The following is a 22,229-nucleotide window of genomic DNA, read 5'->3' as shown; positions in this document are numbered from 1 at the left end:
GGCGCCTTCGGGCGCCTTACTTGTTTCAACCGCAGTCATTCCACCCGAACCGCATCCACCAGCAGGTTTCTGGGCGTCAGTTCCCGTGCACAGAAACGGCCCAGGCGCACCCTGTAGCCCTGCTCCTCCAGAAACACCGCGTAATCCAGCACCATCCAGAGCTCCAGTGGCCGGCGGAACAGATGCCGCAGTAACTCGTGGCGCTGAACCTGCAACGCCCGCTGTTCACCCCGCGTCAACCAGTGCTGCCAGTCCAGGTTATCCGGCAAGTCCAGCTGTTTCTTGCCCGCAGCCCAGCGGCAGAAGCCTTCGAAGTCACCGTTATTCAGGGACGGCGGATGGGAAGGCACCGGCAGATAGCTGTCTGCTGCCCGCAGATGGCGCTGAAGGGCATCAAAGCCCAGCCGCCATGCCGTTACTCGGGCCGTCTGCTCCCGCACCCTTGCGGGCGCTGTGACCGTTTCCTGCACGGCCAGGCGCAGGGTGTTACGGCCTGGCCTCAGGGCGGGTGCGTGGTTTCGGCTGCCTTGTGCCAGGGGTTGATACGGCTCCTGGGCCGTCAGGTGATAACAGCACGGCGAAAAACTCAGCCTCGGCGTACCGGCCGCCGCGCCGCGCTTCAGCAGTTGCCGGTGCAGGTCGCCACAGGCATGCAGCGCCACGCCATGCACTCCCGCAGGCCAGTTCAGGGAATCCGCCATCACATCCTGGTGGTGCAACTGCACCGGATCGCCGTAATGCCGGGCCAGCCGGTTGCCGTCCTGAACCAGTTCATCATTCCACTCGAAGCCCCGCACGCGCGCCGCCCCCCGGGCCGCCAGCGTTCGTGCCAGGTGGCCTTTGCCACAGCACCAATCCAGCACAGGCTGTTGCAGCGGCAGCACCGCGGCGGCAAAGGCACCGGCCTGCAAACGCTTGCGACCGGGCATATCCACGGCCTGCAGCTCCGGCAGTGCCGACCGGGCCCCGCTGTCGGGAGGTGACAGTTCCGGCAGCTCTACCAGGGCGTCATAGTCAGCAAGGCCCGGCACAAACCGGGCAGCTTCGACGGCAAACGCCGCCAGGTTTTCTTCAAAGGCTTCGCAGGCGTCCAGCGTCAGCGTGTCCAGCCAGTGTGCAAGCTCCGGATAACGTTCGCACCAGGCCGGTTCCGGCTCCATAAACGGTGCCGGTTGCCACAACTCCTGGTGCCGGACCAGCCAGTCATTCACCTGCTGCCAGTGGCTGTAAAAAGATCTCGCTGGCTGGTGTAAACTCGCCGCCGGAGGTAACGTCATGAAACTGGCCTTTGTACTGGTTGAACCAAAAGTTCCGGAAAACGTAGGCGCGGCTGCCCGGGCCCTGTGCACCATGGGGTTTGCCGAGCTGTGGCTGGTCAATTCCGACCTGCACACACGGCCTGAAGCCCACTGGCTGGCTCACGGCAGCGATCACATCCTGGATAACGCGCGCATTTTCCCTGATCTGGCAGCGGTTAGAAACTCCGCGGATTTGCTGATGGGCACCTCGGCCAAGCCCCGCCATAACCGGCAGGACTGGCACCCGCCGGCGCAGCTGAAATCGGTACTGGCCAACAAGGGCGCGGCAGTGGCTACCGCGGCCCTGGTGTTCGGGCGGGAAGACCGAGGCCTGTCGAACGACGAACTGGCCCTGTGTGACCTGCTGACCGGCTTCCCCATGGCGGTCAGTTATCCATCACTGAACCTTGCCCAGTCGGTGATGCTCTACGCCTGGGAACTATCGGGGCTCGCCGGTGCCGGCACCGACGGCCCTGCCGAAGAAACGGAAGCCGCCGGTCTTGGCGCCCTGCGTACCCGGCTGGAAACCCTGTTGCCGAAACTGGATGCCCCAGCCGATGAAAAGCTGTCGCAATGGGTGTTCGAGCGCCTGCCCCTGCTGTCGGAGCGGGATATCGGCTTTGTGCATACCCTGTGCGGCAACATCGAGCGCAAGCTCTGAGCTATTCTGAAAACCGCCCGGGCCGGAAGGCGTCCAGTTGCACCGCCGGCTCCTCGCCATCAATTACCTGGGCAATCACCGCCGCGCTGCCTGCCGACAGGGTCCAGCCGAAGGTACCGTGCCCGGTATTCAGGAACAGGTTGTCCCTGGGGCCCCGCCCGATAATGGCGGGGCCGTCCGGCGTCATCGGCCGGAACCCGGTCCAGGTTTCGGCGTCATCCAGGTTCGCGCACCCCGGAAAGCGCGACTGCACGGATTTTTTAATGGTGGCAATGCGGACCCCGGGGATATCCCGGTTGAAGTCCGCCAGCTCCACAAACCCGGTGGCCCGCAAGCGGTTGCCCAGCCGGGTGGAAACCACCTTGAAGTTGTCATCGTGAATGGTGCTCACCGGCGCCCGGCCGGGCTCGCTGAGTGGCACGGTAATGCTGTAGCCCTTGACCGGGTATATCGGCAGTTTCAGCCCTAACGGCCGCACCAGCTCCGGCGACCAGCAGCCAGCAGACACCACGAAGGCATCCCCCTCGACAATCTCGGTACGGCCATCAGCCCGACGGATCTGCACGCCATTCACCCGCTGCTGGTCCGCCAGCAGATGTTCCACTGACACTTCATAGCGGAATTCGGCCCCCAGCTCCTGGCAGACCCGTGCCAGTTCCCGGCTGAACAGGTGGCAGTCACCGGTGCCGTCGGTGTCGTAGCGAATGGCACCGTACAGGGGGCCGCCACCGGTCATGCCCGGCTCAACCTGCCGCACCTGCTCCGGGGTCAGCAGGCTTGAGGCAATGCCCATGCCGGCCAGCAATTCATGCAACTTGCGGTAGTCTTCCATGGCGCCTGGCGTACTGGCCAGGTGCAGCAGGCCCTGGTGGGCACCGTCGAAGGCCAGCTTGTGTTCATGTTCCAGTGCCAGGAAACGTTCCCGGCTGTAGATACCAAGGCGCAACATGGCCCGCTTGTTCAGCCCGAATAACCCCGGCGACCAGGCGTAGCGCAGGGTGGCAAACATGAACCGCAAGGCCTCCAGCGACGGCGGCAGGCCCAGTTTCAGCGGGCCGTCCTGTTGCAACAGCCATGGCAGGGACTTGAACACCATGGAGGGGTCCGCCCAGGGATACACCACCCCGTAGGAGCGCTGGGCCGCATTGCCCTTGCTGGTTTCGTTACCCGCCACCGGGTGCCGTTCCAGTACCGTTACCCTGTGGCCCCGCCGTATCAGCTCCCGGGCAGTGGTTACACCCACCACACCGCCGCCTATCACCACAATGTGCATGACTTGCCTCCGTTAATTCACGCCATTCTCGGCCAGCAACTGCCGATACTCCTCCAGCACCTCCGGATGTTCCGCCGGATACTCCGGTGCCAGCTGCTTTAACACTTCCGCCACCAGTGCCGCCACGATAGCACGGGCAACCGGCTTGCTGTCGCCGGGCACAACAAACCAGGGTACATCGTCGGTATGGGTTGCCGCCAGCGCCTGCTCGGCATACTTCTGGTAAGTGGCCCGCTGTTTCCAGCCTTCAACATCGGAATGATCGAATTTCCAGCGTTTCCGGGGTTTGTCCAGGCGCTTCAGCAACCGCCGTTTGTGCTCATCTTCCGACAGGTTAAGCCAGATTTTCACAATACAGGTGCCTTCAGACACCAGGTGCCGTTCGAAGTCACAGACCGCCTGGTACCGGGCCGGCCAGTTGTAGGTGTCTTCGTCCCGCACCGGCCACACCCGTTCGCCAATCACCGCTTCATGGTGGCTGCGGTTGAAGGCCACCATCTGGCCGTAGGCAGGCAAGTAAGGCGTCACCCGCCACAGAAAATCATGGGCGGCCTCGGCCCCGGTCGGCCGGCTGAACGACCAGGCATGGAAGCCAGCAGGGTCTGCATAGGTAGCGAGTGTGCGGATCAGGCTGTCCTTGCCACTGGTATCCGGGCCATGGACCACCAGCAACAGCGCCTGTTTGCGGTTGGCCCAGAGCCTGCGCTGGTATTCCCCGATGTCTTCCAGGCTGGCCTCAAGCGATGGCACACCGGCGCTGTCATCCAGCTCTGTGGGGTAATGCCCCAGCCCCGGTTGTTTCGGGTTCAGAAACCAGGAACGGGCAAAGGCCGTGTACTTCATCAAGGAAACTCCCTAGGCCTGCCGGGCAGGTCAAGCTGTATGCAAACTGTTAAACTCAGGGTATCAACTTTCAGGATAGCAGGCAGCCCTGTGCTGCGATGGAGCCAGAACCCCGGATATGAGCAAAAAACGTCGCGAGATTCCCGTTTTCGATCACCCGATCATTGAGACCCACTGCCACCTGGACTATCTGAAAGACCAGCCCCTGGCGGATATTCTCGAGCACAGCCGGAACGTCAACATCGAAAAGGTCATCACCATCGCGGTGTCGCCGGACAACCTGGCGGCAGTGCGGGAACTGAGCCAGGCTGCCGACTGGGTGTACGGCACCCAGGGTATCCACCCCCATGAAGCCGAGAGCTACACCGATGCGGTGGAAGCCGAAATCCGCCAGCACGCGGGCGACAGCAAGGTCGTCGCCATTGGCGAGATCGGCCTGGATTATTACTACGACAACGCCGACCGCGAAGTGCAGCGGGAAGTGTTCCGCCGCCAGCTGCAAATTGCCTGCGACACCAATCGCCCGGTGGTGATTCACAGCCGGGATGCCGATGACGACACCATCGCCATCCTCAAGGAATTCGAAAACACCCTGGAACGGCGCGGCGTCATTCACAGCTTTACCTCCGGCCCTGGCCTGGCGCAATACGCCCTGGACCAGGGCTGGTGTCTGGGCTTTAACGGCATCACCACCTTCAACAAGGCGGAGAACGTGCGGGACATCGTGCGCATGACACCCATCGAGCAGATTCTGCTGGAAACCGATGCCCCGTTCCTGACGCCGGTGCCCTACCGCGGGCGGGAGAACGCGCCCTTCTACCTGCCGTTCGTGGCGGAAAAAATCGCCGAGGTTAAAGAACTACCGCTCGGGCAGGTTGTGAGCCAGACTTATCAAAACAGTCTCAGGGTGTTTTTCCCGCAACCATGATCTCATCCGTTTTTCAGGTACTCGGCGGGCTGGCGTTGTTCATGCTGGCCATGGAAATGATGACCAACGGCCTGAAAAACGCCGCCGGCCATTCCCTGCGCCACCTGCTCGGCCACTGGACGCGCACCCCGATGCGAGGGCTGATGGCCGGCTTTGTGATTACCGGTATTGTGCAGCACTCCGGCGCGGTCACCGTGGCCACCATCGGCTTTGTTAACGCCGGCTTGCTGTCCCTGAAACACTCCCTGGGGGTGATCTTCGGCTCCAACATCGGCACCACCATGACCGGTTGGCTGGTGAGCCTGGTGGGCTTCGGTTTCAAAATCGAAGCCCTTGCACTGCCCCTGCTGGCGGCGGGCGTGGGATTCCGCACCATCAGCCGCACGCCCCGAAACCAGTTTCTGGGAGAGGCCCTGGCCGGCTTTGCGCTGTTTTTCCTGGGCCTGTCGATTCTGAAAACCGCACTGGAATCCGCCGCCGGCGGCCTTACCAGCGGCGACATCATCAGCCCGGACTACGGCCTGCCGGCGTTCTTCATGATTGGCCTGATCGCCACCGTTCTGACCCAGTCCTCCAGTGCCTCGCTGGCCATTGTGCTGACTGCAGCTGCCGGTGGACTGATCCCGCTCGATAATGCCGCAGCAGCCGTGGTGGGTGCCAACCTGGGGTCTACCTCCACCGCTGCGCTGTCGGCCCTGAAAGCCACCGCCAACGCCCGGCGTCTGGCCATCGGCCATATTCTGTTCAACGTGGTGACCGGCATCATCGCCCTGCTGATCCTGCCGGTGATGCTCTGGATGGTCGCCACACTGACCGACCTGCTGGACCTGGAAGCCAACCCGGCAGTGTCGCTGGCCCTGTTCCACACCCTGTTCAACGTGTTGGGCGCCGCGGTAATGCTGCCGTTTATCACACCCTTTGCCCGTTTTCTGGGCCGGCTGTTCCGCAGCAAGGAAGAAGACAATGCCGAACCCCGGCACCTGGATGACACCCTGATCACCACCCCGGAACTGGCGATCGGTGCCGTGGACCAGGAGATGAAACGGCTGATCGGCCATACCCGGGGCCTGCTGAGGGTATGCCTGGACCGGGAAGGCCTGAATGTCGCCCAGATCCGCCCGAAAATGGAGGCCATCAAGTCCCTGAACAGCGCCATTACCGACTATATCGGGCGGTTGCGGGCGGAGAAAATGCAGGTCTCCATTGTCGATGCCCTGACGATCAGCGTTCGCACCTGTCGCTACCTGGCCGAAGCCACCGACCTGGCAGACCGGTTGCTGACCCTCAGGGAACTGGCAGACCGCACCGAATTTGCCGGTTCCAAACAGGCCTACAGCGACTATCTGGACACCCTGCGGGCACTGGTGGCGTCGGAAGAACCGGCTCCGGAATTGCTGGCGAAAACCGAACAGGTTTATCACAGCCTGAAGAACGACACCCTGCAGAAAATTGTCTGGCAGCGGCTGGCCACCACCCTCGGGGACCGGATGCTGGATACCCTCAGCTCGGTACGCCGGCTGAGCGACCAGTGGGCCAAGTCACTCTACTGGCGCGCCGGCACCGATATCCTGAACGGCTACCACCATCAGGAGCCGGTGCCGGAGAACCCGCAATAACCGTTACGGCCCGTGTTCTTGGCCTGGTACATGGCCTGGTCGGCCTGGCGCAGCAGCTGGTCGCCGTCGAGCTCCGCAGGCTGGGGATACAGGGTGTAGCCGACACTGGCAGAGACTTCCACCATGTGGTCAGCCACCCAGACCGGCTCGGCAACCGCCGTCAGCAGCCTGTCCATCAGGTTTTCAATAGCATCCACATCGGCCACGTTCACTACGATGGCCGCAAACTCGTCGCCACCCAGCCGTGCCAGGGTATCTTCTTCCCGCAGCACCGTGCGCAGTCGCCGGGCCACTGAAACGACGGCGGTGCATGAAAGGCTCCGAATAACACAATGTGTCGGATAGTAATACAGGTGCCCTGCAGCCGCCTACCCGCAAGGGCCATCGGACCCAACCAGAACCCTGTTATTCAGCTTAGCCGAAAGACAGGAACACGCCCATCAACACCGGAGACAGAAACGACAGCAGGAAACCGGAGGCAATGGCCACCGGCACACAGGCCAGGCCGCCACTGCTGCGGATAACCGGCAAAGTAAAGTCCATCGCGGTGGCGCCGCCGTAACCGATGGCCATGGCCGGGCGAGCGGTGATCACCAGCGGAATCAGCGCCAGGGCAATGATTTCCCGCAGCACGTCGTTCAGAAACGCCACGCCACCCCAGGCCGGACCCAGGGCATCGCCAATGACAATGCCGGACAGGGAATACCAGCCGAAACCCGACGCCAGCGCCAGGGCCTGGTGCCAGGGCACCTGCAATACCGGAATCAACGCCAGGCCTGCCACCAGGGAGCTTGCCACCAGCGCCAGGGCAATGCCCAGCCCCTGACGGTTCATCAGCAACTTGCGCAGGGACAAGCCGGCATTGCGCAATTGCAGCCCGATCAGGAACAACAACAGCATCAACGCTCCTGTGGCCACATCGTCCACCAGCGGCAATTGCGGAAACAGGAAATAACCCAGCAAGGCACCCACAAGCACCGCCAGCAACGGTTTCAACCCCGCGAGGAACAGGCGCCGGTAACCGGGCCGGCCTTCCCCCGCCTGCTCTCCGATATCCAGGGGTGCCCAGCGGTGGAACAGCCACAACCCCACCATGTTCGCCACCAGTAACACCAGCACCAGCGCGCTGACCTGTCCCGCCATGGTGCCCAGTTGCCCCAGCAGCCCTTCCATCTGCCCGAGGCTCAGGCCCAGAAGGGCCAGAATGAAATACACCAGCCCTTCCACGGTGTAGTGGATCACCGTCATCAACCGGCGATTGGACAGGGCAAAGGCAAAACCCAGAAATAATGGGGCAAGAATCAGCAAAGCGCCGGTGAGCATGGCAACCTCGGAAAAGAACGGCTAAGGGAAAGGATCAGTGCAGGCTGGCGCCCGAACGATCCTGCACCAGTACCCAGGGCGCAATGACCACGGCCCAGAGTTCCGCGTTGCGGTCATACCAGCCGCGCGCCAGGTCCGGTGCCACTTCACCCACCTGCCCGGAGGTCATCCACTGTTCGAACTGCGCCTTGTTGTCGGCGGTCAGTTCTGCGGCCACATCCAGCAAGTCCAGCTCCGGTGCAACCCGCACAACTTGCCCGCGGGCGTAGTAGGTTTGCAGCTCGTGCCAGTGGATTCGGGAGGTTTCGAGGTTGAGTTTGGCTTTGATGTCGTCGCGTGGGGAGTCAGCCATGGCACCTTGTCTTCATTCAGGGATTAAGAAAAGGCCGCCAGCTTACCTGAAAATGCGGGGCAGGACACGGGGCCAGCCGGGCTGGCCCCGCAGGATGGCATCAGGCGGTGCGAAGCATCTCCCGCACCACATAGTGCAGGATACCGCCATGCTGGAAGTACACCGCCTCATTCGCGGTGTCGATCCGCGATTTGAGTTCACAGCTCTCGGTGGAGCCGTCCTTGTACTTCACCGTCATCTTCAGGGTCTGGCCCGGCTTGATTTCGCCGGACAGGCCTTCGATGCTGATGGTTTCCTCACCGGTGAGTTTCAGGCTCTTGCGGTCCACGCCCTCCGGGAACTGCAGGGGCATCACGCCCATGCCGATCAGGTTGGAGCGGTGGATCCGCTCGTAGCTTTCCGCCACCACGGCCTTGACGCCAAGCAGGCGGGTACCTTTCGCCGCCCAGTCACGGCTCGAGCCGGTGCCGTATTCCTTGCCGGCAATCACCACAAGCGGGGTGCCGCTTTCCTGGTACTTCATGGCGGCATCGTAGATGGCCATCTGTTCGCCGGTGGGCACGAATCTGGTGAAGCCACCTTCCACGCCGTCGAGCATCTCGTTGCGGATGCGCACGTTGGCAAAGGTGCCGCGCATCATCACCTCGTGGTTGCCCCGGCGGGAGCCGTAGGAGTTGAAGTCTTTCGGCTCTACACCGTGTTCCTGCAGGTATTTACCGGCAGGAGTGTCCGGCTTGAAGGAACCGGCCGGGGAGATGTGGTCTGTGGTCACCGAATCCCCCAGCAGGGCCAGGATGTTGGCATCCTTGATGTTCTCGATGGGCTCGGGCTGCTCGCCCATGCCTTCGAAGAAGGGCGGATGCTGGATGTAGGTGGATTTGTCGCTCCACTCGTACACCTTGCTCTCCGGCACCTTGATGGACTTCCAGATGTCGTCACCTTCGAACACCTCGCCGTATTCCTTGCGGAACATGTCGGTTTTGACCTTCTCGACCGCTTCGGCAATTTCCGCCTGGCTGGGCCAGAGGTCGTTCAGGTACACCGGGTTGCCGTCTTTGTCGGTGCCCAGCGGGTCTTTGGTCAGATCCAGCCTTACGTTGCCCGCCAGGGCATAGGCCACCACCAGGGGCGGCGAAGCCAGCCAGTTGGTTTTCACCAGCGGATGCACCCGGCCTTCAAAGTTGCGGTTGCCGGACAGCACCGAGGCTACGGTAATGTCGCCATCGGTAATGGCCTTTTCCACGGCATCCGGCAATGGGCCGGAGTTACCGATGCAGGTGGTGCAGCCGTAACCCACCAGGTTGAAACCGAGCTTGTCCAGGTCGTCCTGCAAGCCGGCCACTTTCAGGTAGTCGGTGACCACCTTTGAGCCCGGCGCCAGAGAAGTTTTCACCCAGGGCTTGGTGCTCAGGCCCTTCTCCACCGCCTTCCGGGCGATCAGGCCGGCGGCCATCATCACGCTCGGGTTGGAGGTATTGGTGCAGGAGGTAATGGCAGCAATCACCACGGCACCCGGGTCCAGCCGGCACTTTTCGCCGTTCATTTCCAGCGGCTGACTGGCCGGGTGTTCGTAGCTGTTATCCACCCCCACTGCAGTCTGGCCGCCTTCTGATTCCAGCTTGCCTTCCTGGGTTTTCGCCGGGCCTTCAGCAGTTTCCATCAGCAACTCGAAGGAAGCCTTCATGTTCTTCAGGGCTACCCGGTCCTGGGGCCGCTTCGGGCCGGCCAGGCTGGCCTCGACATCGCCCATGTCCAGTTCCAGGGTGTCGGTGTACGCCGGCTCATGGCCTGGTTCTCGCCACAGGCCCTGGGCCCTGGCGTAGTTCTCGACCAGTTCCAGCAGTTCCTCATCGCGGCCGGTCAGGCGCATGTAGGTGATGGTCTGGTCATCCACCGGGAAGAAGCCGCAGGTAGCACCATATTCCGGCGCCATATTGGCGATGGTGGCCCGGTCGGCTACCGGCATGTCTTTAAGGCCGTCGCCATAGAATTCCACGAACTTGCCCACCACGCCTTTCTTGCGCAGCATTTCCACCACGGTCAGCACCAGGTCGGTGGCGGTAATGCCTTCACGCAGCTTGCCGGTGATCTTGAAACCGATCACCTCCGGAATCAGCATGGAGACCGGCTGGCCGAGCATGGCGGCTTCCGCTTCGATGCCGCCCACACCCCAGCCGAGTATGCCCAGGCCGTTGATCATGGTGGTGTGGGAATCGGTGCCCACCAGCGTGTCCGGGTAGGCGATGGTTTTACCGTCCACCTCCTTCTGCCACACCGTTTTGCCCAGATATTCCAGATTCACCTGGTGGCAGATGCCAGTCCCCGGTGGCACCACCCGGAAGTTGTCAAAGGCCTGCTGGCCCCAACGCAGGAATTCGTAGCGTTCCTGGTTGCGCTCCATCTCGATGGCAACGTTGTCTTTGAAGGCAGACGGATTGCCGTACTTGTCCACCATCACCGAGTGGTCGATGACCAGGTCCACCGGCGACAGCGGGTTGATCAGGGCCGGGTCTTTACCCGCCTGCTTCACCGCCTCGCGCATGGCGGCCAGGTCCACCACCCCGGGCACCCCGGTGAAGTCCTGCATCAGCACCCGGGCCGGGCGGAACTGGATTTCCGTGTCGGAGCCCCGGTCTTTCAGCCACTGCACCATGGCATCGATGTGGGAACGGTCGACCGTGGTGTCGTCTTCGTTGCGCAGCAGGTTCTCCATCAGCACTTTCAGGGAGAACGGCAGGCGGTTGAGATCGCCCAGGGTGTCTGCTGCCTTGGGCAGGCTATAGTAGTGGTACGTCTTGCCACCCGCGCTCAGGGTGGAGAGGGTATTCAGGCTGTCTTTGCTTGGTGATGTGTTCGACATACGTTGCCTCCTCGTGGAGTTTGTCTGGTAACACTCTATCCACTAACTATTGCACCGATAAGTGAGACTTCAACCGGCGACGATGAATGTTCGACATTTCCTTGGTGAATAGTCACTTGCGTTGTTGCGCGCGGCAACCGAGTTGTCGTTCAGCTCTATACTGGTCACCGACGCCCAACACCGGATTCTCTATGCCAACCCGGCCTTCTGCGCAACAACCGGGTATAGCCCGGACGAGCTGCGGGGCACCGGAATCCCGCAGTGTGAACACAATGGCTGCGACCCCCTGCCAGTTCTGTCATCATTAGCGCCTGTTTTCTGACGGACCAGGATCCTCTCCGTGAAGCACGATTGTCATTACCACCCGGGCGAGCCTGCCAAGTGGCATTGCGGTGAATGCCAAATGCATTATTGCACCCGCTGTATGCCCGATGCCGACACCCGGCAGCGCCGGGCCCTTTGCCCCCGCTGCAGCAAGGCCATGCGTTATCTGGGCGCCGCCACCGAAGTGGTCCCTTTCTGGCAACGGGTAGGCGCGTTTTTCCGCTACCCGTTCCATACCGATCCGCTGATCGTCATCGCCATCTGCACCCTGGTGCCCCTGATTGCACCACCCAACCTGTTCGGCGTGCTGATCTGGATTGTGCTGGCACTGGCGCTGTTCAAGTACACCTACGCGGTGATCAACCACACCGCCGAAGGCCACCTCAAACCGCCACCCGTGGCCGTCGCCTTTACCGGCAGCGGGTTCAACATCGTGATTCTGCAGCTACTGGTGTTTGTGCTGATGGGCGGCCTGGTGGGCGCCGCCGCCATGATCGGCGGGCCGATCCTGATGATGCTGGCACTGGCCTTTGCCGTACTGGCCCTGCCCGCCAGCATCATGGTGCTGGCCATGGAGCAGTCGGTGGGTGCCGCAGTAAACCCCATGAACCTGGCGGTGCTGATCTCCCGAATCGGCACCCCCTACTTCCTGCTGTATGGCTACCTGATTCTGCTGACCCTGGCCTCCGGCGCAGCCCAGGACTTTGCCGTTAACCACTTCCCCATGTGGGTAGCGCAACCACTGGCCGGTTTCCTGAACAGTACCTTCACCCTGATCCTGTTTCACATGCTTGGCTACCTGCTGTTTCAGTACCAGGAGGAGCTGGGCTTTACCTCGGACCTGCAGGATGGGGAAGGTATAACCGAAAACCACCAGCGGGATCGCAGCAGCCGGTTTGATGCCGACCTGGACATGAACCTGAAAGACGGCAACTACGACCGGGTACACAGCATGCTGCTGGAAGCCCTGAAGAATGACCGGGATAACCCGGTGCGCATTGGCCAGCTATACCAGCTGCTGACCGCCCGGAACGATACCCGGGAGCTGTACCGGTTCCACCCCAGAATCATGGCCTGGCTGGCCGCGCGACAGGATGGTGACGGGCTGAACCGGCTGGTAGAAACCCTGCAAACGCTGGAGCCCGGCTTCAAGCTCGAAGACCCGGAACTGGCAGTAACCTGTGCCACCACCCTGTATCACCGGGGCCACCCGAAAACGGCTATCCGCCTGCTGCAGGACTTCCACAAACGCTTCCCGAACAGTGACCAGCTGGCACCCGCCTACCTGATTGTGGCCCAGGCCCTGGCCAATGGCCTTCAGCAATGGGAGAAGGCCAGCGCCTTCCTGGCGTTTATCCAGAAGCGATGCGCCGGCCATCCGGTGCACCAGGATATTGAGGTGTGGCTGGAACAGGCCCGCAACCGGCAGCCTTTGAAAGGGCCGAAGGCGAGCTTTCAGGTGCCGGACTAGCCCCTTAACAACTGCCGGTAATGCCGGGCCTTGGGTTCCATCTGCAGCTTTTCAAACTCGGCCAGCAGTAACCGGCAGGCTTCCTGCACCATATCCGGCTCAGCCTTCAGGCGCATGCGTTCGAAGGCCTTTTCAGCGGCTTTCAGGTCGTGGTTTTTCAGGCTGGTGAACAGCACCCGGTTATGGTCTTCCACCGCCAGCGGGTGATGGGCTTCGCCCTTGCTGAGGTACTCGTTCCAGACTTCCAGCATCTGTTCTGGCTGCCGCCGGTTCATGGCATCGGCCATCAGGGTTCGGGCCAGGTCCCGGTATTCCGGCAGGTCCGGGCGCAACTTGGCCAGCTGGTACAGGTGCTCCAGCAATACCGTTCTGTCGGGATAGTTTTCCCTTAAAGCCTCGAACTGGCGCCGGGCCAGGTCGAATTCCATGCGGCCAACACTGGCCATGGCCTGGGCATACCCTCGGGTAAACTGCTCGTCTTGCTGCTCCGGTTCCGGCTCGAAGAACTCTTCTTTTACCTGCAACCAGCTCTTGCCCAACAGCCAGACCAGGGCAGCCCCCGCCAGCAGGCCGCCGGCGTGGGCCATGTAGGCAATACCGGTGGCCCCGGCAAACCAGTAATCGTAGATCTCCTTTCCCAGCCACACCGGCAGCATGGCAATGGCGGGCGCCCGGAAATAGTTGAAGTACACACCCAGGAAGTAGAAAAACCGGATTTTCTGCAGGCCATAGATGGCCACATACATACCCATCAGCCCGGATATGGAACCGGATGCGCCCACCAGCGGGATCTGGCTGCCCATGGAAAACCCGGTGAATACCAACCCGGACAGGGCGCCGCACACCAGGTAGGCCACCAGGAATTTGCCCGGGCCCAGCGCCCGCTCCACGGTAAACCCGAGCAGGAACAGAAACAGCAGGTTGCCGATGATGTGGCCCCAGCCCCCGTGCAGGAACTGGTAGGTGATCAGGGTATACAGCGACAAGTCAGACGGCACCAGCCCCAACTGGAAGGCGCTCATGCGGCTGATCCACTGCTCCTCAATGGCACCGCGCTGCTCGGACCACTGGTTGCGCTCGGCCACCGACCAGATCAGGTCCCGGTTGTCTTGCAGGTACTGGTAATAATCCCGGTCAAACAGCAGGGTAACCGCCTGCCAGCCTTGTTCATCCTGCTCCCTCAGGGCCTGGAATTCCTGAAGCTCCAGCACACTTTGCTGGTCGCCTTCGAAGCGGATTTCCCGCTGCAGGTAGTCTTCGTAGGCGGGGGCTTCCAGTGCCAGCAGGTTGCCATCGAGGTACTGCTCGATGGCTGCGTCCAGCTTGCGGTCGTCTGCTCCCTGATAGAACAGGAACACCATGATGCAGGCCATCATCAGGCCCAGGGTTACCCAGGGTGGGCGTTTCCAGTTGATGGCGTTCTCGGCGGGGATAATCAGCATGGGCGGTCACAATTCATCATAATCTGTCCCTGAAAAGCTGTTTTTTACCACAGCGGGGCCTTCTTTTCGCGGTGTAATGTCATCACCAGGTCACACAAATGCCATTCAATCGGTGACCAACAACCCCGTCAGGGGCTATCGACCATTAACCAATTGTTGTTATTGCTCTATAACTGAATAGTGAAACGGCAATAACAAGAAGAACCTGACACTGGACTCAAGGATACTGCACATGACCGTACTCGTTCTGGACAACCCCGAAATGCTCGCCCGGGCCGCCCTGCTCTCCGGTGTAATGGCAGATTCGCTGGGGACAGAAGCCGGCCGCCCTCACCGCACCCGGTTCCATTATGGCTTTAACAAACATGTGCCTGACGCCGGCGATGCTGCCATTATGCGCCAGCATGCCGCCTACCTGAAAAACCACCCCGGTGTACGGGTCAGAATCCACGGCCATACCGACAACTTTGGTTCACCCGAGTACAACCGCTTCCTGGCGAGGCTGCGTGCCAACGCCGTAGCCCGGTTGCTGATTCAGGAGGGCGTGCCGCAAAGTGCTATCCTGATGACCACCTGGGGCGCCGAACGCCCCCTGACCCGGCCGGAAGACCACGCAGCCAACCGGCGGGTGGAACTGGAGTATCTTACCGTGGATATGGCCCAGGCCCTCTGAACCGTCCGGCGCTGTAAACAGAAACGGGGCCTCGAGGGCCCCGTTCCTTAGACAGCTATCCGGATCAGCCGTATACCTGCCAGACATTCCACAGCAGCAACAACGCCGCCACCAGGATCGCCAGCCACGTCAGCAGAATACCGATCATTCGGGCTTTGTGGGGACCACCCTTGCCGTTGATCATGCCCCAGGCATGCAGGATTCGCCCGACCACTAATGCCATGCCTGTCCAGTAGACCAGGCCGCTGGCGACACCGTTCAACTCGGCAATGGCCAGCATGATCAGGCCAACCGGCGCGTATTCCACCAGGTTGGCGTGGGCGCGCACCGCCGCTTCAAACTCCGGGTCGTCATTCACCCCCAGACCCATGCGGTACTTGAGCCGGTATTTCACCACCTGGCCCGAGAGCACCAGCAACAACAGGCCGATAACGGCCGCGAATACTGCGGTTACGGGTACGATCATGTCAGCCCTGCTTGATCTTGTTGACCACGGCCAGCAGTAACACCGCACCTACCGTGGCTGTCACCAGCTCACCGACCATGCTCTTTACCGCCAGGCCCAGCATGCTGAACAGCACACCGCCAATCACCGAGCCGACAATACCGATACCGATATTGGCCAATACGCCGAAGCCTTTGCCCTTCATGATCAGGCCTGCCAGCCAGCCGGCCAGGCCACCAATAATCAGAAACCAGATAAAGCTCATTTATCCACTCCCCTTATGTGGTGTTCAATCCTGCCAGAAGACTGCCCTGTTTCGGGCAGGCATTCAAGCAGTTCCGGGGCGGTGGCCGAGGGCTGTGATGGCGTCTGCCATTTGCTGGTGACACCGGGCCATCAGCTCCGGCACATCGTCACGGGTCAGGCCAGTGGTTTCTACCGGCGGCAGGATATGTACCGGCACCGGTTTCCGGCGGCCGGCCCAGCCACGGGTTTGGCCGTGATACTCGCCGGCACACACCATGGTGATGGGGGCTCCGGCGGCAATGGCCGTGTGGAAAGCGCCTTTTTTGAAGCTGCCCAGCCCCCGGCCACGGCTACGGGTGCCTTCAGGAAACACCCAGATGCTTTTGCGGTCTTTGCGGATAGCATCACTGGTAGCCTGCATGGCTGCCACGGCTTTATGGGATCGGCCGCGATTGAGGATGATGTTGCCGCCGAGCCAGAACACCTGGCCGAAGAACGGCAACCACACCAGTGAGGACTTGCCCACCGCCACAGTGCGCGGCGGTAGCAGGTCGCCCACCACGAACAGGTCATCGTTCTGCTGGTGGTTGGCGATGATTACCGTGGGCCGGTCTTGCGGCATGTTTTCGGCGCCATACAAAGGGCGCTTCATACCCAGCAGACAGCGCCCCACACGGGCCAGTGTCCATGCCAGCAAACGGTTGTTATCCGGGTTGAAAGGCCGTGCGATGTAGCCAATCAGGGCCAGCATGCAAATCAGCGGAACACTCAGCCAGGCCAGGATTTTTCTTGCGACTGCCATACAGCTCTACCGTTACTCGAAATTTTGGCGCACAAGTGTACGCCAAAATCAGAGGGCGGCAACAGTATCCTTTTGTACCGGCCTGTTAACCGGTTTTGCCTCCACCACGAAACGCAGCGGGCCGTTGGCATCAAGCGCATCAAACGGGTAACAGGTTACCAGCAGCAGGGTATCCGGGCCGAAGGTGCTGGTATCGATGGACTCTGTTCTGCTGTCCACCACCCGGGTTCTGGTTACCTGGTACTGCTGCCACTGCTGGTCCTGGCCCTGCAGCTGCACCCGGTGGCCCGGCTCAATGTACTCCAGGGGCCGGAAATGGGTATCCCGGTGGCCAGCCAGAATCACCGGCCCCTGCTCCCCGGCGACCATCCGCCCCGGGCCAAACGCCAGGCTTTCTCCGTGCAGGCCCTCCAGCACAATCATCGACACCCCCAGCTCCGGCAACTCCAGCTTGGCCACCGGCCAGGTATCGGCCCAGGGCCAGGGCCGGGCTTCCACTTGCCGCGCCTGGGTTTCGGCCCAGGCCAGTGCCAGCAGCTCCTGGGCTACCAGCGCCTTGAAGGGAATCCACAAGCCAAACATCAATACGGTGGCGGAGGCACCAAACAACAGCAATAACAGACGGTTCACCATGTCGGCCTCCGGTTCAGCAGTAACATGGCCAGCGCCAGCATCAACCCGGACAGGCCCAGTGCCGCCAGCAACGGCCAGGCGGTGGCGGTTTGCGGGTACCGCAACATGCCCTCCCGGCTACCCGCTGGCAGCAAGGTGGGAACCGCCTCGGTGTCCAGCTTCTCGTCCGCCGGCCGGGCCGGTTGCTCCTCGACCGCCACAAAACCGGTGAACGGCGACATCACCCCGTGCTGCATCGACAACGCCACGATCGCCGGCTCATCCGGTGCCTCACCCTGCAGGCGGGCGGCATCCATCAGCTCGTCTATCCGGCCCCGGGCCCACTGGCGGTTCAGGCCGCTGGCCGGGGCGGCATTGCCCAGATCAAGCCGGGTGTTCCAGGGCCGGCCGCCGGGCAAGCGGCCAGAGACCTCCAGCTCACCACCGGCGGGCACACCGCGTACCACCTGCACCAGCGGGCTACCCTGAAACAGGTCTCCGGGCCTGGCCGGCACCGTTTCCACCGGATTGCCACCGGTGGGCCAGCGCACGGTCAGATCACTCATCACCGGGGCTTCCATGGCCGCAAACAGCCCGTTCAGGGCGCGATTCACCTCACCGGTATTGTGTATCGCGGTGAACTCGCCACGGCCCCAGCGGGCCGCTTCGCGCAGAAAGTGCATATTAGGGGCCGAGCCGATGCCCACCGTGAACAACCTTCGTTCATCAAGGCCGGTACGAATCCGCTCGAACAACGCCGATTCATTGCCTACGGCACCGTCGGTGATAAACACCATCTGCTGCACCAGTCCTTCTTCCGGCGCTTGTTCCATCGCCATCGCCAGTGACAGCGCCCCGGCCATTTCCGTGCCGCCGTTGGCATTCAGGCCTTCCACATACTGCCTCGCGCGGGCCAGGTAATGGCCCTCGGCCGGCACCGGGCGGGCAAACAGGCTGTGGGCCTGGGAATTGAACTGAATAACGTTGAAATAGTCCCCCGGGCGCAGGCTATCCAGTCCTTTCAGCAGCGCTGAACGGGCCTGGACAATGGACTCTCCTGCCATGGACCCGGAGGTATCAATCACAAACAACAGCTCCCGGCGCAACACCGGGCCGGTGGCGTCCGGGGGCAATATCATCGCCATCAGAAAATCCTCACCCTGCCACTGCTGGTGAAACACCGCCGCAGCCGGTTCCCGGCCGGTTAACGGCCGCCAGCGTACAATCAGGTCACGATCCATCAGCACTTCCCGGGCTTCCGGGCGCACCACCACCCGGCCGCCGTCGGCCTCGGTCACCAGGCTGTGACTGGGGCTGGTTACCCCGGCCAGCGGGAATCCACTGTCGATGGCCAGCTCAATCCGGGCCCGGTGGCTGCGCTCATCTACATCAGCCGCCCGCACCGTGAACGGGCTGATCTCCGCAGCATCCGGCACTTGCGTGGTGGCCGTGGCCCAGCCCGCCTGCCACTGCGTTGCTGTCTCGATAAGTGATTCACCCGGCATGTAACGGGGCGTGAGCGTGGTGGGCAGGCGCAACTCGAACTCGCCGTGGCGATAGCTCACCGGTTGCTGGTAGCGAACCTCCACCCGGACGGTTTCACCGGGCGGGATATTGGCCACCCGGCTGGTAAACAGATTGGGGCGCTGCTGCTCCAGCGTGGCGGCGTGCTGGCCGGCAGACTTCGCTTTGTCGTAGGTTTCCCGGGCCTTGGCCCGGGGCTCGATGCGCCCGACTATCCGGCGCTCACCCACGGTCATGGTCAACCCGAACACAGCGGCCCGCTCCGGTAACGGAAACACGAAAATGCCTTCGTGCCATGAATCACTGGTATTGCGGAATTCCCGGGTAAGCGTGGTCTCCGCCAGCAGGCCGGACACCCGCACCTGAAACTCACTGTCCAGAACCAGTGCCGACTGCTGCCGGTTGCCCTGGCTGTCGACCAGGTAAAGCTGGCCGGCTTCCTCAGCTTGCCCGGCTTGCCGGTCACTGGCCTCGGCATACAGCGGATGGACAAACAGCATCAGCAGAACCGCCAGCCACAGGCTCACACCTTCGGCACAGCGCAGCCAGCGGCGTTTACTGATCAAAGGGCGAATGGTGCGGGTCGTTTGCGGATAAAGGTCGGCCCGGACGGCCGGGTTGGCAAGCAGCGATAGCAACATCATCACGGCATCCTTTTTAGTGGAAGTTGGTGATGCCATTGCAACAGCCGGAACGGGCGCCGCCGTGGCAGAAACGGGCAGGCCGGCGACAAAAAATGATGAATTATGGCAATCAGGCCAGCACAACTTGTACCAGCCCTTGAGCGTGGTTTAATGGCTACACATTCCGGTGAAACACACAGCCATGAAAAAACACATTGTTCTGATAGAAGACGAAGCCGGTATCCGCGACAACTACCGGGCCGCGTTTGAACGCCGGGGCTACCGGGTATCCGCCTACGGTGACCGGCCCTCCGCCTGGCAGGTGCTGCGCCAGAGCCTGCCGGACCTGGCTATTATCGATGTGGGCCTGGGCGACGAACCCGAAGGCGGCTTTACCCTGTGCCAGGATTTGCGGGCCCTGTCGGCCACCCTACCGATTATTTTCCTGACCGCCCGGGACAGCGACATCGACTCGGTACACGGCCTGCGCCTGGGCGCCGACGACTACGTAACCAAGGACATGAGCCTGGACCACCTGCTGGCCCGCATCACCGCCCTGCTGCGCCGGGCCGAGGCCTGGGCCGAAGCCCTGCAAAAGCCGGACGAAGTGATTCACCGGGGCCGGATGACCATGAATGTAGACCGCATGACGGTAGCCTGGAACGACCAGCCGGTGGACCTGACGGTGACCGAATTCTGGATGCTGCACGCACTGGTCCAGCACCCCGGCCATGTCCGCACCCGGGACCAGCTGATGGAAGCCGCCAGCACTGTGCTGGACGACAACACAGTGACATCCCACATCAAACGCATCCGGCGCAAATTTATTCAGCTGGACGAAACCTTTGATGGCATCCAGACCGCCTACGGCATGGGCTACCGCTGGAATGCCCGTGAGGTGTAACCCTTGAGCCTGAAGCGCCAGCTGTTCCTTGCCAGCCTGCTGATGCTGCTGATCCCCTGGGCCGGCCTCAGTTTTGTGCTGGAGCTGGACGCGGCCCTGCGCCAGCAAACCCTGCAGCAGCTGCAAACCCAGAGCACCCGGCTGACCGAACTGGCCGACGACCTGCTGCTGGGGCAACCGGCCATTGGCGCCGACCCGGTGGTGTATGCCCGCCCCGTGCAGACGCCAGGCGACACCTTTGTCTGGCCCAGCTATGAAGACCAGGACCACCGGCAACCCTGGCAAAGCGCCGCAACCCGCCCGGGCGAGCCACAATTGCGCTGGCAGGCAGCGGCGGATGATCGTTACCTGTACCTGCTGGCCGACATTCAGCATCACCCGTTGCCCCCCTTCAATCCGGCCCGGCCGGAGCAACCCTATGATCGCTTCGAACTCTGGCTGCAGGCCCCCGCCAGCGAGCTGGAACAACCCGCCGGCCCCCGCATCTGGCAAATCAAACCGGATGAAGTGCGGGCCACCACCGCCAGCAAGCCGGAACAGTGGGACTACCGGGTCCATGCCAACTGGCGTATCCGCACCAACAGCTGGCAGCTGGAAGTGCGAATGCCCCTGCCCGCCCAGGGCAGCCGTCTGGGATTTCGGGTGGCCCGCAGCGACACCGGGGCAAGCCTGGCCGGCACCGGGACCGAGCCGCTGCCGGCACTGATCTATCCTCACCGGGTTCTGGAACGAGCCCTGGGCCGGCAACTGGGCCCCGGACAGCAGGTCACCATCACCGAGCCCGCCGGCTGGATAACCGCCGGCGTCAGCCGGGAGGGCCGGAATAGCACCGACTTCGAGAACCTGTCGCCCGGGCAGATTCTGGACACCCTGACCCTCAACGGTCTGCGCGCCCTGGTGCGCTGGTATCAACCGGAGCCAGCAGTCCTGGCCGGCACCGACTTCCAGCTGAACACCCGCCAGGTGCCCGACAACGGGCTGGTGAAACACCCGGACGACTCCCTGTGGCTGGCCACCGCCCACCCGTTGTTCGACGGCCGCTCCATGCTGCTGGAGCAATCCCTGGACCAATTGCTGAGCGTATCCGGCTCGGCTCTGGGCAGTGTACTGGCCCGCTCCCTGTTGATCATTCTGGCGCTGACACTGGTGTTGCTGGGCTATGCCAGCTGGCTGTCATGGCGCATTACCCGCCTGCAGCGGCTGGTGAGTGCCAGCGTGGATGACGACGGCCGCATCCTCGGCCCGGTGCCTGTGCCAAGATCCGGCGATGAGCTGGGCCAGTTGCAGCAGCACTTCGGCCAGATGGTCGACCGCCTGCAAAGCTATAACCGATACCTGGAAAGTTTTTCCCGCCGGCTGTCCCACGAGCTGAAAACCCCGGTGGCCGTGGTGCGCTCCTCGCTGGAGAACCTCGCCCACAGCCAGTCGGAAACCGAGCGCCGGGAATACCTGGAGCGGGCTTCCGCCGCCACCGAGCGCCTGCGCCGCATCCTCACCAGCATGAGCGAAGCGGCCCGGCTGGAACAGAGCTTTGACCAGGCCGACAAAGAACCCTTTGACCTGGCCGAGGTCGCCAGCCAGGCCTGTGCTGCCTACCAACAGCTGGATGACCGGCACCGGATTCACTATCAGGGGCCGCCCAATGGCTGCCTCCTGCTGGGCAACCCGGAAATGCTGGTGCAAATGCTCGACAAGCTGGTGGATAACGCCCGGGATTTCACCCCGGAACAGGGCAACATCGAGGTACGCCTGCAACATCGAACGGACCACTACCAGCTGGATGTCTTCAACGAAGGCTCACAGCTGCCGGAAACCGCCGGTGTGGATATCTTCGGTGCCTTTGTCACCCGACGGGAAGGCAAGGCCGAAGGCCACCTGGGCCAGGGTCTGCTGATTGTCCGACTGATTGCCGACTACCATGGTGGTAAGGTGGAAGCCTTCAACCAGCACCATAACGGAATTGACGGCGTGTGCTTCCGCGTTATCATCCCTGTACAACCAGCATAACC

Annotated in this window: 21 protein-coding genes; 8 read left to right on the top strand and 13 right to left on the bottom strand. The window is 62.2% G+C overall.

Annotated features, from left to right (window positions below; translation table 11 throughout):
* Positions 1 to 35: 35 nt before the first annotated feature.
* A complete protein-coding gene (locus AC13DJ_RS13145) occupies positions 36 to 1,277 on the bottom strand; it encodes a methyltransferase (protein ID WP_474540730.1) in 1,242 nt (413 codons plus the stop codon).
* Here AC13DJ_RS13145 and AC13DJ_RS13140 point away from each other — a divergent pair.
* Complete coding sequence (locus AC13DJ_RS13140) at positions 1,276 to 1,959, top strand: tRNA/rRNA methyltransferase (RefSeq protein ID WP_474540729.1); 684 nt, start codon at positions 1,276 to 1,278, stop codon at positions 1,957 to 1,959. The genes AC13DJ_RS13145 and AC13DJ_RS13140 overlap by 2 nt on opposite strands.
* A 1-nt stretch (position 1,960) precedes the next feature.
* Here the strand turns inward: AC13DJ_RS13140 and AC13DJ_RS13135 are convergent, their stop codons facing one another.
* The gene (locus AC13DJ_RS13135; protein ID WP_482933292.1) at positions 1,961 to 3,232 is read right to left on the bottom strand and encodes a D-amino acid dehydrogenase; all 1,272 of its coding nucleotides are present in this window, start codon (positions 3,230 to 3,232) and stop codon (positions 1,961 to 1,963) included.
* A gap of 12 nt (positions 3,233 to 3,244) precedes the next feature.
* Complete coding sequence (locus AC13DJ_RS13130) at positions 3,245 to 4,075, bottom strand: polyphosphate kinase 2 family protein (RefSeq protein ID WP_482933291.1); 831 nt, start codon at positions 4,073 to 4,075, stop codon at positions 3,245 to 3,247.
* Positions 4,076 to 4,193: 118 nt separating this feature from the next.
* On the opposite strand from AC13DJ_RS13130, the gene AC13DJ_RS13125 reads away from it, so the two are divergent.
* Together AC13DJ_RS13125 and AC13DJ_RS13120 are read left to right on the top strand one after the other, a co-directional pair.
* Positions 4,194 to 5,003, top strand: a complete 810-nt coding sequence (locus AC13DJ_RS13125; RefSeq protein ID WP_482933290.1) for a TatD family hydrolase — start codon at positions 4,194 to 4,196, stop codon at positions 5,001 to 5,003.
* A complete protein-coding gene (locus AC13DJ_RS13120) occupies positions 5,000 to 6,619 on the top strand; it encodes a Na/Pi cotransporter family protein (RefSeq protein ID WP_482933289.1) in 1,620 nt (539 codons plus the stop codon). The genes AC13DJ_RS13125 and AC13DJ_RS13120 overlap by 4 nt, the downstream gene beginning before the upstream one ends.
* Here the strand turns inward: AC13DJ_RS13120 and AC13DJ_RS13115 are convergent.
* The 4 genes from AC13DJ_RS13115 to acnA all read right to left on the bottom strand — a co-directional run bounded on the left by AC13DJ_RS13115 (position 6,589) and on the right by acnA (position 11,154).
* Positions 6,589 to 6,912, bottom strand: a complete 324-nt coding sequence (locus tag AC13DJ_RS13115) for a diguanylate cyclase domain-containing protein (RefSeq protein ID WP_474543826.1) — start codon at positions 6,910 to 6,912, stop codon at positions 6,589 to 6,591. The genes AC13DJ_RS13120 and AC13DJ_RS13115 overlap by 31 nt on opposite strands.
* 121 nt (positions 6,913 to 7,033) lie before the next feature.
* Complete coding sequence (locus AC13DJ_RS13110) at positions 7,034 to 7,942, bottom strand: LysO family transporter (protein WP_482933288.1); 909 nt, start codon at positions 7,940 to 7,942, stop codon at positions 7,034 to 7,036.
* 34 nt (positions 7,943 to 7,976) lie between these two features.
* Positions 7,977 to 8,294, bottom strand: coding sequence for a DUF2288 domain-containing protein (locus AC13DJ_RS13105; RefSeq protein WP_022988554.1), 318 nt, complete (start codon positions 8,292 to 8,294; stop codon positions 7,977 to 7,979).
* Between the two features lie 100 nt (positions 8,295 to 8,394).
* Complete coding sequence (gene acnA / locus AC13DJ_RS13100; protein WP_474543824.1) at positions 8,395 to 11,154, bottom strand: aconitate hydratase AcnA; 2,760 nt, start codon at positions 11,152 to 11,154, stop codon at positions 8,395 to 8,397.
* A 121-nt stretch (positions 11,155 to 11,275) separates the two neighbouring features.
* Here acnA and AC13DJ_RS13095 point away from each other — a divergent pair, with 121 nt between their 5' ends.
* The gene (locus AC13DJ_RS13095; protein WP_081697553.1) at positions 11,276 to 11,476 is read left to right on the top strand and encodes a PAS domain-containing protein; all 201 of its coding nucleotides are present in this window, start codon (positions 11,276 to 11,278) and stop codon (positions 11,474 to 11,476) included.
* Positions 11,477 to 11,494: 18 nt separating this feature from the next.
* Positions 11,495 to 12,949 carry a hypothetical protein gene (locus AC13DJ_RS13090; protein WP_474540419.1) on the top strand — a complete coding sequence of 485 codons (1,455 nt, stop codon included), beginning with the start codon at positions 11,495 to 11,497 and terminating at the stop codon, positions 12,947 to 12,949.
* Here the strand turns inward: AC13DJ_RS13090 and AC13DJ_RS13085 are convergent.
* Entirely contained in the window at positions 12,946 to 14,391 is a 1,446-nt protein-coding gene (locus AC13DJ_RS13085) for a rhomboid family intramembrane serine protease (RefSeq protein ID WP_474540420.1), read from the bottom strand. The genes AC13DJ_RS13090 and AC13DJ_RS13085 overlap by 4 nt on opposite strands.
* A gap of 232 nt (positions 14,392 to 14,623) precedes the next feature.
* On the opposite strand from AC13DJ_RS13085, the gene AC13DJ_RS13080 reads away from it, so the two are divergent.
* Positions 14,624 to 15,064 carry an OmpA family protein gene (locus tag AC13DJ_RS13080; RefSeq protein ID WP_058342040.1) on the top strand — a complete coding sequence of 147 codons (441 nt, stop codon included), beginning with the start codon at positions 14,624 to 14,626 and terminating at the stop codon, positions 15,062 to 15,064.
* 64 nt (positions 15,065 to 15,128) lie between these two features.
* Here AC13DJ_RS13080 and AC13DJ_RS13075 read toward each other — a convergent pair whose 3' ends face one another.
* From AC13DJ_RS13075 to AC13DJ_RS13055, 5 genes are all read right to left on the bottom strand, one after another.
* On the bottom strand, positions 15,129 to 15,530 hold the full coding sequence (locus AC13DJ_RS13075) for an MAPEG family protein (protein ID WP_058342041.1): 402 nt from the start codon (positions 15,528 to 15,530) through the stop codon (positions 15,129 to 15,131).
* A 1-nt stretch (position 15,531) separates the two neighbouring features.
* Positions 15,532 to 15,774, bottom strand: a complete 243-nt coding sequence (locus AC13DJ_RS13070; RefSeq protein WP_058342042.1) for a GlsB/YeaQ/YmgE family stress response membrane protein — start codon at positions 15,772 to 15,774, stop codon at positions 15,532 to 15,534.
* A gap of 63 nt (positions 15,775 to 15,837) precedes the next feature.
* Entirely contained in the window at positions 15,838 to 16,557 is a 720-nt protein-coding gene (locus AC13DJ_RS13065; RefSeq protein ID WP_474540421.1) for a lysophospholipid acyltransferase family protein, read from the bottom strand.
* A 48-nt stretch (positions 16,558 to 16,605) separates the two neighbouring features.
* Positions 16,606 to 17,190 (bottom strand): class GN sortase, encoded by a 585-nt coding sequence (locus AC13DJ_RS13060; RefSeq protein ID WP_474540422.1) that lies wholly within the window; start codon positions 17,188 to 17,190, stop codon positions 16,606 to 16,608.
* Positions 17,184 to 19,337, bottom strand: a complete 2,154-nt coding sequence (locus AC13DJ_RS13055) for a marine proteobacterial sortase target protein (protein ID WP_482933287.1) — start codon at positions 19,335 to 19,337, stop codon at positions 17,184 to 17,186. Before AC13DJ_RS13055 ends, AC13DJ_RS13060 begins: the two co-directional genes overlap by 7 nt.
* A 181-nt stretch (positions 19,338 to 19,518) precedes the next feature.
* Between AC13DJ_RS13055 and pdsR the strand changes: the two genes are divergently transcribed.
* Complete coding sequence (gene pdsR / locus AC13DJ_RS13050) at positions 19,519 to 20,220, top strand: proteobacterial dedicated sortase system response regulator (protein WP_199457119.1); 702 nt, start codon at positions 19,519 to 19,521, stop codon at positions 20,218 to 20,220.
* 3 nt (positions 20,221 to 20,223) lie between these two features.
* Entirely contained in the window at positions 20,224 to 22,227 is a 2,004-nt protein-coding gene (locus tag AC13DJ_RS13045) for an ATP-binding protein (protein ID WP_482933286.1), read from the top strand.
* Positions 22,228 to 22,229: the final 2 nt, after the last annotated feature.

Source organism: Marinobacter sp. L-46 (assembly GCF_056859535.1).
This window is presented reverse-complemented; position numbering and strand designations above follow the sequence as displayed.